Consider the following 12,118-nt stretch of genomic DNA (forward strand, 5'->3'; position numbering starts at 1 on the left):
CGACAATTTCCGGTCGGGAGATCGTCACCGCAGGTCAGAGGCTTTGCGCAGCTCGTGGACGGCGTCCTGGAGGCGGTCCGGGGTGAGGGCGGCGTAGCCGAGGACCAGACCGGGGAACGTCGGCACGCGCGCGTAGTTCGCCAGTGCCGGCGCGTTGACGCCACGCCGGGCCAGTCGTTCCTGCAACGCCAGGTCGTCGGTTCCGTCGGGCAGGCGTAGCACCACGTGCAGCCCGGCGGCCACGCCGATCGGGGCCCACGAAGGCAGTTCACGGGCCAGCGCGTCGAGCAGGGCGTCCCGGCGGGCCCGGTAGAGCTGCCTGGTGCGGCGCAGGTGCCGGTCGTAGCCGCCGGTCCGCAGCAACTGCGCGAACGCGGCCTGGTGCAGCGTTCCGGTGCCGAGGTCGTCCAGGCGCTTGCGTTCCACGATCGTGTCACGCAGGTCCGGCGGCAGGACCAGCCAACCCAGGCGCAGCGCGGGCGCGAGGACTTTGCTGGCGCTGCCCTGATAGATGACGCGCGTGGGGTCGAGCGCCTGCATCGCGCCCATGGCGGCGCGGTCGTAGCGGTGTTCGGCGTCGTAGTCGTCCTCGATGACCACGCCGTCGCGAGCGCGCGCCCAGTCCAGGAGCGCGCGCCGTCGTTCCGGGTGCAGCACGACACCAAGCGGGAATTGGTGTGCGGCCGTGACGAGTACCGCCCGGCTGTCCGTTGTGGACAACAAGTCGACACGGAGACCCTTGTCGTCCACCGGGACCGGCCGGATGGCCAGACCGTGTGACGCCAGCATGTCGGCAGCGCCGAAGTGGCTCGGCTCCTCCAGGGCGACACTGGTGTGCCCCATCGCCTTCAGCACCCGGCCCAGCAGCGAGATGCCTTCGGCGGCCCCGTTCACCACGACCACCTCGGACGGCCGGGTCGCGACCGCGCGCACCCGGCCGAGGTAGTCCGCGAGTTCCTTGCGCAGCAACGGGAAGCCCGCCGGGTCGGGATAGCCCAGCTCGTCGGTGGTGAGGGCGAGCAGCGACGTCTTCTGCGCCTGCAACCACTCCTCGCGGGGGAACGCGCTCAACGCGGGCACGCCCGGCCGCAGGTCGAACCGCCAGCGCGGGGCCTGCTCGGGTTCCTGCTCGAACATGTTGGGCCACGTGCAGGCGGCCGTGACGGTGGTGCCGGAGCCCCGTTTGGCGACCAGGTAGCCCTCTCCGATGAGCTGCGTGTAGGCCGAGGTCACGGTGCCGCGTGCGACGCCGAGTTGGTCGGCCAGGTCGCGACTGGAGGGCAGCCGGGTGCCGGGCTGGAGCCGCCCGTCCCGGACCGCGCGGCGCAGCTCGGACTCCACGGCCCGGCGGCCGGTGAGGCCGGGGAGCAGCAGCTCGCGATAAGTGGTCCAGTTCGCAGTCATCAAAGTGGAGCTTAAGCCTGGACCACTCGTCGGTGAGGGTGACGGCATGAGAATCGCCATCGCGTCCGGCGCGCTGAGTTCGGTGATCGTGGGCGCCTCCGTCCCGGTGACCGGGATGCTCCAGGCTTATCCGCTGCTCACCGGCCAGGCCATGCGGTACGCGCTGGGCGGCCTGGTGCTGCTCGGGTGGACGTTCGCGCGGGGTGGGCGGCTGGTCGTGCCCGCGCGGCGGGACTGGGTGGCGCTGTGCGCGCTGGTTGTCACCGGGATGCTCGGGTTCAACGCCTGCGTGCTCTACGCGCAGCGCTACGCGGAGCCGGGGTTCGTGGCGGCGGTGCTGGGCGCCAGTCCGCTGGTGTTGGCGCTGGTGGCGCCGTTCATGACGAGGCGACGGCCGGCGGTGGGCGCCGTGGTGGGCGCGTCCGTGGTGGTGGCGGGTGTGGTCGTGCTGTCCGGGGGTGGCGCCTGGCACGGGCCGGGGTTGGCGCTCGCCGTGTTGACGATGTTGGGCGAGGCGTCGTTCACGCTGTTCGCGGTGGGGGTCGTAAGGCGGCTGGGCGGCGTGGCGGTGGCCACTTGGTGCTGCTTCATCGCGGCCGTGGCGGGTGGCGTGGTGGGGACGTTCGTGGGTGGCTGGCAACTGCCCACCGTGCGCGAAGGCACGGCGTTGGTGGTGTTGGGCATCCTGCTCACCGCGGTGGCGTTCGGGCTGTGGTACTTCGCGGTCGCCCAGTTGGGCGCGGACCGGGCCGGAGTGCTGATCGGCCTGATGCCGGTCGCCGGGCTGGTGGCGTCCGTGGCGCTGGGCGCGCAGGAGATGACCGCCATCGCGCTGTTCGGCGCGATGGCGGTCGCCCTGGGATGTGTGATCGGATTGCGCGCCCGGGTCAGCGCCCCCCGCGCGCCATCCGCAGCACGTCCAGAGCCTCGTCCAACTGCGACTCGGTGAGTTTGCCGGGCACGTGGCCGCGCTCCAGGACGACCTGGCGGATCGTCTTACGCTCCTTCAGCGACTGCTTCGCGATCGACGCCGCCTCCTCGTACCCGAGGTAGCGGTTGAGGGGCGTCACGATGGACGGGGACGACTCGGCGTATTCGCGCATCCGGTCGGCCTGGGGCTCGGCGCCGGCCAGGACCTTGTCCGCGAGCAGCCGGGACACGGCGGCCAGCAGGCGGGCCGACTCCAGGACGTTGCGGGCGATGACCGGGAGCATCACGTTGAGCTGGAAGTTGCCCTGCGTGCCGGCGAACGCCACCGCCGCATCGTTGCCGATCACCTGCGCCACCACCATCATGGTCGCCTCGGAGATCACCGGGTTCACCTTGCCCGGCATGATCGACGAGCCCGGCTGGAGGTCCGGCAGCGCCAGCTCGCCCAGGCCGGTGCGGGGACCGGAGCCGAGCCAGCGCAGGTCGTTCGCGATCTTGAACAGGCCTACCGCGGTGGCCCGGAGCTGACCGGAGATCTCGACCACGCCGTCCTGCGTGGCCTGCGCCTCGAAGTGGTCGCGGGCCTCGGTCAGCGGGAGGCCGGTGACCGACGCCAGTTCCGCCGAGACGGCCGCGCCGAAGCCCTCCGGGGCGTTCAGGCCGCTGCCGACCGCCGTGCCGCCGATCGGCAGCTCCGCCAGGCGGGGGAGGCTCGCGGTGAGCCGTTCGACGCCGTACCGGACCTGCGCGGCCCACGCCCCGGCCTCTTGGCCCAGCGTGACCGGCACCGCGTCCATCAGGTGCGTGCGACCGGATTTGACCAGGTCGGACCACTCCGACACACGGGTTTCGAGGACGCCCGCCAAGTGCTCCAAGGCGGGGATGACGTCGGTCGCCACGGCCTCGGTTGCGGCAACCCGAAGAGTCGTCGGGAACGTGTCGTTGGACGACTGCGAGGCGTTGACGTGGTCGTTCGGGTGCACGTCCCGCCCGAGCGACCGGGTGGCCAGCGTCGCGATGACCTCGTTGGCGTTCATGTTCGACGACGTCCCGGACCCGGTCTGGAACACGTCCACCGGGAAGTGCGCGTCGTGCTCGCCCGCGGCGACCTCGTCGGCGGCGGTCGCGATCGCCTCGGCCACGTCCGCGTCCAGGACGCCCAACCGCTGGTTCACCCGCGCGGCGGCGGCTTTGAGCAGGCCCAGCGCCCGGATCTGGGACCGTTCGAGGCCTCGCCCGGACACCGGGAAGTTCTCCACCGCGCGCTGCGTCTGCGCCCGCCACAACGCGTCGGCCGGCACCCGGACCTCGCCCATGGTGTCGTGCTCGACGCGGTACTCCTGTTCACCCATACCCCGAGTTTGGACCGCCTTCCCTTACTGGGCACAGTGGCGTTGAGCACCTATGGTCGAAGTCATGGACCTCGAGGTCGACCTGCTCATCGTCGGAGCCGGACCCACTGGGCTGTTCGGCGCCTACTACGCCGGGTTCCGCGACCTTTCCGTGGCGCTGGTCGACTCGCTGCCGGAGGCGGGCGGCCAGATCACCGCGATGTACCCGGAGAAGATGATCTTCGACGTGGCCGGGTTCCCCGCCGTGCGCGGCCGGGAGCTGGTCACCGCGCTCGTGCGGCAGGCGGAGCAGTGGAGCCCGACCTACCTGCTCGGCAGGCAGGCGCGCACGCTGTCCACAGTGGACGACCGGTTGGTGGTGGGGCTCGCCGACGGCGGCGTCGTGCGCACGCGGTCGGTGCTGATCACGGCCGGTATCGGCGAGTTCAAGCCGCGACCGCTGCCCGCCGGCGACGGGTGGCTGGACCGGGGTGTCGTGCACTTCGTGCCCACCCTGAACGTCCACACCGGACAGGACGTCGTCGTGGTCGGCGGCGGCGACTCGGCGTTCGACTGGGCGCTGGCCCTGCACCCCATCGCGTCCAGCGTGACCATCGTGCACCGCCGCGCCACGTTCCGCGCCCACCCGCCGACCGTGCGGCAGGTGCGCGACCTGGGCGTCGAGATCATCACCGACGCCGAGGTGCTGGAACTGCGCGGCGACGACCACGTGGCCGAGGTGGAGCTGGGGCTCAAGGGCGGCGATCACAAGGTGCTGCCGGCGCAGGCGGTGGTGGCCGCGCTGGGCTTCACCGCCGACCTCGGCCCGATCGAGTCGTGGGGCGTCGAGCTGGACCACCGGGCGATCGTGGTGGACTCCACCATGAAGACCGCGCGGGACCGCGTATACGCGGCCGGCGACGTCGCGCAGTACCCCGGGAAGGTCAAGCTCATCGCGACCGGCTTCGGGGAGGCCGCCACGGCGGTCAACAACATCGCCGTGGCGCTCAACCCCGAAGCGCACCTGTTCCCGGGGCACTCCAGCAACGCCGGCTGACTTACCAGACCACCTGCACCTGCTCGCCGATGAACAGGTTGTCGAAGAACGTCACCGCAGCCTCGTGCGACAGGTGCACGCAGCCGTGCGACAGGTCCGTCAGGCTGCCTTCGTGGAACGCGATGCCGCTGGACGTGAAGTACACCGAGAACGGCATCGGCGCGTTGTAAGGCACGCTCCAGTCGTCCCTCACCTTGCGCAACACCTGGAAAGTGCCGGTAGGCGTCTCATACCCGGGACGGCCGTGCGTGACCGGGACCGGGCCGTAGCTGGCCGATCCCCGGTAGATCAACCATGCCTGGTTCGTGGACAGCTTCAGGCACGCCCCGTCCTGGATGGAACAGGGCGTGCCGGTCGAAGCGTTGGCGGGAGCCGCGAGGCCGGAGAACGTCAAGGCCACAGCGGCTATGACAGTGCCGAGCTTCCTCATCTCGAATCACTCCTCACCGTTGGGCTACCCGGCCGAGGGCGTGATCCAACGTGCTGTTCAGGCGACCACCTGAACCTGTTCACCCACATGGAGGTTCTCGAAGTACGTGATGGCGGCCTCCATCGACAGGTGGATGCACCCGTGCGACTCGTCGGTGAGGCTGCCTTCGTGGAACGCGATGCCGTAGTCGGTGAAGTACGTCGAGTACGGCATGGGCGCGTTGTACGGCCTGCTCCACTCGTCCTTGACCTTGTACAGCACCGGGAAGTAGCCGGTGGGGGTCTCGTAGCCGGGCCGGCCGGACGTGATCGGCACCGGGCCGTACTCCACCTTGCCGCCGTTGATCAGCCACGACTCGTTCGTGGAGAGCCGGATGCACGCGCCTTCCGTGATGTCGCACGGGGTGCCTTCCACGGTCACCGGCGGAGGCGGCGGGGCGGGCTGCGGCGTGGGCGTCTCGGAGGTCGGCGTCGTCGGCTCGGGGGCGGGCTGCGGCGTGGGCGTCGTGCCGGAAGACGGAACCGTGGCGGACGAGGACGTTGTCGGTTCCGATGTGGACGACGGGCCCGACGCGGCCGGTTGGGCCGTCCCGCACGCCGTGGCCAGGAAAGCGATTGCCACCAATGCTGCCTTACGCATCCGCGCACCCCCAGGGTTGTTGCTGTACTGCCCTGGAGACGCCACCCGGAAGCCGTCGGTTGCCCTTTTGGGATAACGAATCGGCACTTTCGGGCAGAAGTGAAGGGCCGCCCCGGAGAGGGACGGCCCTTCGTGTCAGGACACCGGTGTGGAGCTAGCGGGTCAGACCTCACCCGCGTAAGTGGTGATCCACGAGCGGAAGGACGGGACGTCCATGTAGATCGACGGACCGGTCGCGCAGGTCGAGCTGTTGTTGCCGGCGCGGCTGGTGGCGCCGATCAGCTCCCACGTGCCGCCCACGGACTTGATCTGCGGACCGCCCGAGTCGCCGTAGCAGGCGCCCGCGCGACCACCGGGGTTGTTCGTGCAGATCTCGTACGAGCCGTAGATGCCCGAGCAGCTACCGTCCGCCACGATGGACGTGTTCAGCTCCTGGAGGGTGACCGGCGCGCCGCCGCAGCCGCGCGGGGCACAGGTCTGGCCCCACCCGATGATGCGGGTGGCGGTGCCGGTCGCACCAGAGGAGGCCGACACCTTGATCGGCGTCTGGGTCACGTTGGTGGACAGACGCAGCAGGGCGATGTCGTAGCTCGGGTGGTTCACGATCTGGGCGCCGGACGCGGTCACGCCACCGCTGCTGCGGTTGGTCGAGCCGATCCGGACGCGGACCGAGGACGCCGAGCGGCCCTGCACGCAGTGCTTGGCCGTCACGACCCAGTTGGCCTTGATGAGCGAGCCGCCGCAGAAGTGGCTGCCGGAGGTGCTCTGCAGGGACACCATGAACGAGTAGACCTGCGTGGCGTTGCCGCCGCCGACGATGTACGGGGTCACTTCGCCGTCCGTCGCCGGGGTCGCCGCCGCCCCGCCCGCGGAGGCGAGCGCTGCCCCGACCGCGACCGCGAAGGCGGTGAACAGGGTACGAACCTTCATTGTTTCCTCTCCGTGCCCGACGCAGGGGGCCGGGCACGAATCGGAAACTAGGGACGTACTGCGTTCCGTGACTACAGCCGTTCGGCCGGTTACCGCCAGTTGACTGTTAACAGTTGGTCACGGGAGAGGGGGCAGCGCGGGCTCGTCGCCGGGGTGCGGGTCGAAGTCGACCGAGGAGTACTCGCGCAACTTGGTCAGCCGGTGGAAGCCGTCGATCATCCGCACCGTGCCGGACTTCGACCGCATCACGATCGACTGCGTCGTGCAGCCACCGGCGCGGTAGTGCACTCCCCGAACGAGGTCACCGTCCGTGACGCCGGTCGCGCAAAAGAACACATTGTCCCCCTGCACCAGGTCATTCGTGGTGAGGACCCGCGACAGATCGTGACCGGCGTCGAGCGCCTTCTGCCGCTCGTCGTCGTCCTTCGGCCACAGCTTGCCCTGGATCGCGCCGCCCATGCACTTCAGCGCCGCCGCCGCGATGATTCCCTCCGGCGTCCCGCCGATGCCGACGAGCAGGTCGATGCCGGTGTTCGGACGCGCCGCGGAGATGGCGCCGGCCACGTCTCCGTCCGAAATGAAGTGGATACGAGCGCCCGCTTTCCGGACGTCCGTCACGATCGCCTCGTGCCGCGGCCGGTCCAGGATGCACACCGTCACGTCGGACACGTCGCTGTGCTTGGCCTTGGCCACCCGGCGGATGTTCTCCGCGATCGGCGCCGTGATGTCGATGACGTCCGCCGCCTCCGGGCCGACCGCGAGCTTCTCCATGTAGAACACGGCGGACGGGTCGAACATCGCGCCCCGCTCGGCCACCGCGAGCACCGCCAGCGCGTTCGGCATGCCCTTGGCCATCAGCGTGGTGCCGTCGATCGGGTCCACGGCGACGTCGCAGTCCGGACCGTCGCCGTTGCCGACCTCCTCGCCGTTGAACAGCATGGGCGCCTCGTCCTTCTCGCCCTCGCCGATCACCACCACGCCGCGCATCGAGACCGTGCCGATCAGCTTGCGCATGGCGTCGACCGCCGCGCCGTCCCCGCCGTTCTTGTCGCCACGACCCACCCAGCGCCCGGCGGCCATCGCCGCGGCCTCGGTGACCCGCACGAGTTCGAGCGCGAGGTTCCGGTCGGGTGCTTCGCGACGACGTTCGGACGGGTTGCTGCTGGACACCATGACGTTCCTCCTGCGATTACCGGCCGGTAGACCAATCCTCGCACGGTGTCAGGCGTCGGCCACGTCCTCCTCGGTCACCGCGAGCGCTTGATCGATCCGTTCCCGGGCGCCCGCGAGCCGCCGTTCACAGGTCTTCGCGAGCGTCTCGCCGCGTTCCCACAGCGCCAGCGACTCCTCCAGCGACAGGCCGCCCGCCTCCAGCCTGCGGACCACCTCCACCAGCTCGTCCCTGGCCTCCTCGTAGCCCGGCTCGCTCACGTGGACAACTTCCCCAATCGGTTCCGGACGTGCACCACGACGGTGGCCACCGCCTGGTCGTAGCCGACGAACGCCTCGGCGAACTCGGCGCCGTCACCCTCTCGCACCGCGTCGTCGATGCGGTGCTCGGCCTCCGCGACCCGCCTGCGGTGCACCGAGCCGTGGGACAGCCACCAGCGCGTCCCGGCGTACCCGGAAGTCGCCTCGGACAGCTCGTGCAGTCTGCTGAGCAGTGTCCCGCCGCCGGGTGTGCAGCCGGCCACCAGCGACAGCCAGCAGTCGGCGGCGGCCCGGTCGGCGGCCTCGGCCCGGACGCGCACCGTGTGCGCGCCCTCGTCGTCGGCGCTGCCGGCGGCGGCCATCGTCAAAGGCAGGAACGTGGGTTCACGTGCCGGAGCTGGCACCACCGCCTCCTTCCTCGACGTCCTGGACGACCACGTGCACGGCCCCGTCGGACACCCGCACCCGGAGGTGGGCGCCCGCTGGAGCGGCCGATATCGATCGGACTACACCGTTCACCCCATCGGGTGTGACGAGCTGCACTACGGCGTACCCACGGGCCAGCGTGGCGGCAGGCCCGAGGGTCGTCAAGCGCGCGGTGGTCGCGAGCAGTCCGGAGGTCTCTGAATCGAGTCTGTTCCGGATCGCCCGCCGGGACCGCTCCCGCCACTGGTCCACGTCCTGCGCCCGCCGGTCCAGCGGCCCGTGCGGGTCGGACAGGGCGGGCCGGGTGCGGAGCGCGGCGAGCAGCTTGCGCTCCCGGTCGACCCAGCCGTGCAGCGCGCGCCGGCTGCGGTCGCGGAGCTGGCGGATCCGCTCCGCCTCCTCGGCGACGTCCGGCACCACCCGTTTGCCCGCGTCCGTCGGCGTCGAGCACCGGACGTCCGCCACGTGGTCCACCAGCGGGCTGTCCGGCTCGTGGCCGATCGCGGACAGCACCGGGGTGCGGGCCTGCGACACCGCGCGGCACAGCGCCTCGTCGGAGAACGGCAGCAGGTCCTCCACGCTGCCGCCGCCGCGCGCCAGGACGATCACGTCCACCTCGGGGTCGCGGTCCAGGGTCGACAGCGCGGTGAGGATCTGCGGCACCGCCAGCGGCCCTTGCACCGCGACGTTGACCACCCGGAACCGGGCGCCGGGCCAGCGGGCGTGCGCGTTGGTCAGCACGTCCCGCTCGGCGGCCGAGGCGCGGCCCGTGATGAGGCCGATCTTGGCGGGCAGGAACGGCGGTGTGCGCTTGCGGCGCGGGTCGAACAGGCCCTCCGCCGCGAGCAGCTTCTTCAGCCGCTCGATGCGGGCCAGCAGCTCGCCGATGCCGACCGCGCGGATCTCGTCCACGCGCAGGCTCAGCGTCCCCCGGTTGGGGAAGTAGTTCGGCTTGCCGTGCACCACGACCCGGCTGCCCTCGGTGAGCTGCAGCTCGCGCACCATGCCGACCGGCGCGGTCAGCGTCATCGACATGTCGACCGACGGGTCGCGCAGGGTCAGGAACGCGGTGGCCGTGCCGGGACGCGCGCTGAGCTGCGTCACCTGGCCCTCCACCCACACGTCGCCGAGCCGGTTGATCCACTCGAAGATCTTGCGCGCGACCGTGCGGACCGGCCAGGGGTTCTCGGGGCTGGACTTCTCGTCGGTCACTGGGTGTCAGGGCTCACAGGGGTGTCGGGGGCGGCCGGGGCGTTCAGGTTCGCGATCCGGCGGGACAGCATCCCGGTGAACTCCGGTCGGGCGGCGTGCGTGCGCTCGTGCCGGAGGAGCTGTTCGAGGTCCGGGACGGACAGCGTGCGCAGCCGGGCGCGCAGTTGCGGCAGCGTCAGCTCGTCGTAGTTCGGCAGCGCGGAGGGCGGCTCGGCGGCCAGCGCCTGCTCCTCGGCCTCCCACGGGTCCTCGGCCGGACCCTCGTCCCCGGCCGGTTCCTCGTCCTCGTCGAAGGTCGCCCACGCCGGCTCGTCCTCGGCGGGACGCAGCCCGGCCAGCGCGTCGTCGCCCTTGATTGCGAGTTCCGTCACCCGCTGCTGGACCCGCATGGACAGTTGCAGCGCCTCGCTGACCACGGTCACCGGCAGGCCCGCGAGCTGCTGCGGCAGCTTCCGGACCTGCTCGACGGCGGTGACCGCCAGTCCCGCGGCGAGGCGGACGGGCAGCGGCAGTGGCTTCATGGGCTCTAGCCTGCCGCAGTCGGGCTGCGGATGCCTACCTCCGGCACGCCCGTACCCTGGTGACATGGACAAGCGAGTGCTCCTGGCCAAGCCGCGCGGTTACTGCGCCGGCGTGGACCGCGCGGTCGTCACCGTCGAGAAGGCGCTGGAGCAGTACGGCGCGCCGGTGTACGTGCGCAAGGAGATCGTCCACAACAAGCACGTCGTGGAGACGCTGTCCCAGCGCGGCGCGATCTTCGTCGACGAGACCGACGAGGTGCCCGAGGGCGCGTTGGTCGTGTTCTCGGCGCACGGTGTGTCGCCGGCGGTGCACGAGGAGGCCGCCGCACGGCAGCTCCGCACCATCGACGCGACCTGCCCGCTGGTGACGAAGGTCCACAACGAGGCGCGCCGGTTCGCCCGTGAGGACTACGACATCCTGCTCATCGGCCACGAAGGACACGAAGAGGTCGAGGGCACCGCGGGCGAGGCTCCGGAGCACATCCAGCTCGTGGACACGGCCGAGGACGTGGACAAGGTCGTCGTGCGCGATCCGTCCAAGGTGGTGTGGCTGTCGCAGACCACGCTGTCGGTGGACGAGACCATGATCCGGGTGCGGCAGTTGCAGGAGCGGTTCCCGGATTTGCAGGAGCCCCCGTCGGACGACATCTGCTACGCGACGTCCAACCGGCAGACCGCGGTGAAGACCATGGCGCCCGAGTGCGATCTCGTGCTGGTGGTCGGGTCCAAGAACTCGTCCAACTCGGTTCGGCTGGTCGAGGTGGCCCTGCAGGCCGGTGCTCGGGCCGCCTACCTGGTGGACTACGCGCGCGAGGTCGACCCGGCCTGGCTGGAGGGCGTGTCCACGGTCGGGGTGACTTCCGGGGCTTCGGTGCCGGACATCCTGGTGATGGAGCTGCTGGAGTTCCTCGCCGGGCACGGGTACGGCGAGGTCGAGGAGATCACCACGGCCAACGAGAAGATCGCCTTCGCCCTGCCCCGTGAGCTGCGCAAGGACATGGTGCGCTGAGTTCTCGGGCCCGGCGCGCGGCAAGCTTCGCGTCGGGCCCGGCTCGCGTGCCCGAGCCTCAGTCCTCGTCGCGCGGGCGTGGGCGGCGTCGGGCCGGGGCGTCTCCCTTGCCGGGCTCACGGGGCCGGCGTGGACGGTCGCCGGGCTGCCGGTCGCCGGACGGGGGTCGCGGGCGCTTGGGGCGGGGTTCGTCGCCAGGCGCCGGCTTGCCGCGACGTGGGCGGTCGTCGTCCCTGGGCGTTTCGCGGGGGCGCTTGGGACGGTCCTCGGCGGGCGTTTCGGGCTTCCGCTTCGCCTCGCGGACCTCTTCCTTGGTGAGGCGGTTCGGGTCCTTCTGCGTGATCACCCGGACGATGCCGATGACGACCGTGCAGGCCGTCGTGATGGCCATCGCCGGGAAGCCGTTGATCAGCGGCTCGCCCAGGCGGAGGCCGACCGACGCCAAGCCGCCCTTCGGCAGGCCCTGGGTGAAGATCACCAGCAGCGGCACCACGATGGCCAGCACCAGCGGCGGCTGGACGATCGGGCCGAACATCGAGCGGCGTTCCACGAACACGACCGCGCCCACCGCGCCCACGAAGAACGTGATGGCGAACACCCAGCCCACCGTCTTCGCCGACGACGTCACGTCGACGTACGTGCCGATGATGGCCAGCACGAACGTGCCCAGCACCGCCGCCCACCAGGGCAGACCGCGGAACCTGCCGAAGAGGGCGCGGTCGTTCCAGCGGACGGGGTCGAGTTCCTCGTCCTCCGGCTCGCGCGTTGCAGCGGTCACGCCCACTCCTCGTTCGGTTC

Annotated in this window: 14 protein-coding genes; 3 read left to right on the plus strand and 11 right to left on the minus strand. The window is 71.0% G+C overall.

What is annotated here, in order from left to right:
• Positions 1 to 24: 24 nt before the first annotated feature.
• Positions 25 to 1,404: a PLP-dependent aminotransferase family protein gene (locus tag ACQPZF_RS04305; protein WP_433268455.1), complete on the minus strand. Its 1,380-nt coding sequence runs from the start codon at positions 1,402 to 1,404 to the stop codon at positions 25 to 27.
• Positions 1,405 to 1,450: 46 nt separating this feature from the next.
• Between ACQPZF_RS04305 and ACQPZF_RS04310 the strand changes: the two genes are divergently transcribed.
• Positions 1,451 to 2,353: a DMT family transporter gene (locus ACQPZF_RS04310; protein ID WP_433268457.1), complete on the plus strand. Its 903-nt coding sequence runs from the start codon at positions 1,451 to 1,453 to the stop codon at positions 2,351 to 2,353.
• On the opposite strand, the gene ACQPZF_RS04315 is transcribed toward ACQPZF_RS04310, so the two are convergent.
• On the minus strand, positions 2,292 to 3,686 hold the full coding sequence (locus ACQPZF_RS04315) for a class II fumarate hydratase (RefSeq protein WP_433268459.1): 1,395 nt from the start codon (positions 3,684 to 3,686) through the stop codon (positions 2,292 to 2,294). The genes ACQPZF_RS04310 and ACQPZF_RS04315 overlap by 62 nt on opposite strands.
• 64 nt (positions 3,687 to 3,750) lie before the next feature.
• On the opposite strand from ACQPZF_RS04315, the gene ACQPZF_RS04320 reads away from it, so the two are divergent.
• Entirely contained in the window at positions 3,751 to 4,722 is a 972-nt protein-coding gene (locus tag ACQPZF_RS04320) for an NAD(P)/FAD-dependent oxidoreductase (RefSeq protein ID WP_433268461.1), read from the plus strand.
• Between the two features lies 1 nt (position 4,723).
• On the opposite strand, the gene ACQPZF_RS04325 is transcribed toward ACQPZF_RS04320, so the two are convergent.
• The 8 genes from ACQPZF_RS04325 to ACQPZF_RS04360 form a co-directional block, all read right to left on the minus strand.
• A complete protein-coding gene (locus ACQPZF_RS04325) occupies positions 4,724 to 5,152 on the minus strand; it encodes a L,D-transpeptidase (protein WP_433268463.1) in 429 nt (142 codons plus the stop codon).
• Positions 5,153 to 5,209: 57 nt separating this feature from the next.
• Complete coding sequence (locus ACQPZF_RS04330) at positions 5,210 to 5,773, minus strand: L,D-transpeptidase (RefSeq protein ID WP_433268465.1); 564 nt, start codon at positions 5,771 to 5,773, stop codon at positions 5,210 to 5,212.
• 180 nt (positions 5,774 to 5,953) lie between these two features.
• Positions 5,954 to 6,721 (minus strand): S1 family peptidase, encoded by a 768-nt coding sequence (locus tag ACQPZF_RS04335; protein WP_433268467.1) that lies wholly within the window; start codon positions 6,719 to 6,721, stop codon positions 5,954 to 5,956.
• Positions 6,722 to 6,838: 117 nt separating this feature from the next.
• Positions 6,839 to 7,894, minus strand: coding sequence for a class II fructose-bisphosphatase (gene glpX / locus ACQPZF_RS04340; RefSeq protein WP_433268469.1), 1,056 nt, complete (start codon positions 7,892 to 7,894; stop codon positions 6,839 to 6,841).
• A 48-nt stretch (positions 7,895 to 7,942) separates the two neighbouring features.
• Positions 7,943 to 8,152 (minus strand): exodeoxyribonuclease VII small subunit, encoded by a 210-nt coding sequence (locus tag ACQPZF_RS04345; RefSeq protein WP_433268471.1) that lies wholly within the window; start codon positions 8,150 to 8,152, stop codon positions 7,943 to 7,945.
• Positions 8,149 to 8,556, minus strand: coding sequence for a sugar ABC transporter substrate-binding protein (locus ACQPZF_RS04350; RefSeq protein WP_433268473.1), 408 nt, complete (start codon positions 8,554 to 8,556; stop codon positions 8,149 to 8,151). The genes ACQPZF_RS04345 and ACQPZF_RS04350 overlap by 4 nt, the downstream gene beginning before the upstream one ends.
• Positions 8,537 to 9,790, minus strand: a complete 1,254-nt coding sequence (gene xseA / locus ACQPZF_RS04355; protein WP_433268475.1) for an exodeoxyribonuclease VII large subunit — start codon at positions 9,788 to 9,790, stop codon at positions 8,537 to 8,539. Before xseA ends, ACQPZF_RS04350 begins: the two co-directional genes overlap by 20 nt.
• On the minus strand, positions 9,787 to 10,311 hold the full coding sequence (locus ACQPZF_RS04360; RefSeq protein ID WP_433268477.1) for a lipid droplet-associated protein: 525 nt from the start codon (positions 10,309 to 10,311) through the stop codon (positions 9,787 to 9,789). The genes xseA and ACQPZF_RS04360 overlap by 4 nt, the downstream gene beginning before the upstream one ends.
• Positions 10,312 to 10,375: 64 nt before the next feature.
• Here ACQPZF_RS04360 and ACQPZF_RS04365 point away from each other — a divergent pair, with 64 nt between their 5' ends.
• Complete coding sequence (locus ACQPZF_RS04365) at positions 10,376 to 11,320, plus strand: 4-hydroxy-3-methylbut-2-enyl diphosphate reductase (protein WP_433268479.1); 945 nt, start codon at positions 10,376 to 10,378, stop codon at positions 11,318 to 11,320.
• A 58-nt stretch (positions 11,321 to 11,378) separates the two neighbouring features.
• On the opposite strand, the gene ACQPZF_RS04370 is transcribed toward ACQPZF_RS04365, so the two are convergent.
• Entirely contained in the window at positions 11,379 to 12,098 is a 720-nt protein-coding gene (locus ACQPZF_RS04370) for a DUF6542 domain-containing protein (RefSeq protein ID WP_433268481.1), read from the minus strand.
• Positions 12,099 to 12,118: the final 20 nt, after the last annotated feature.

The organism is Actinosynnema sp. CS-041913, from assembly GCF_050942485.1.
Taxonomy (GTDB): domain Bacteria; phylum Actinomycetota; class Actinomycetes; order Mycobacteriales; family Pseudonocardiaceae; genus Actinosynnema.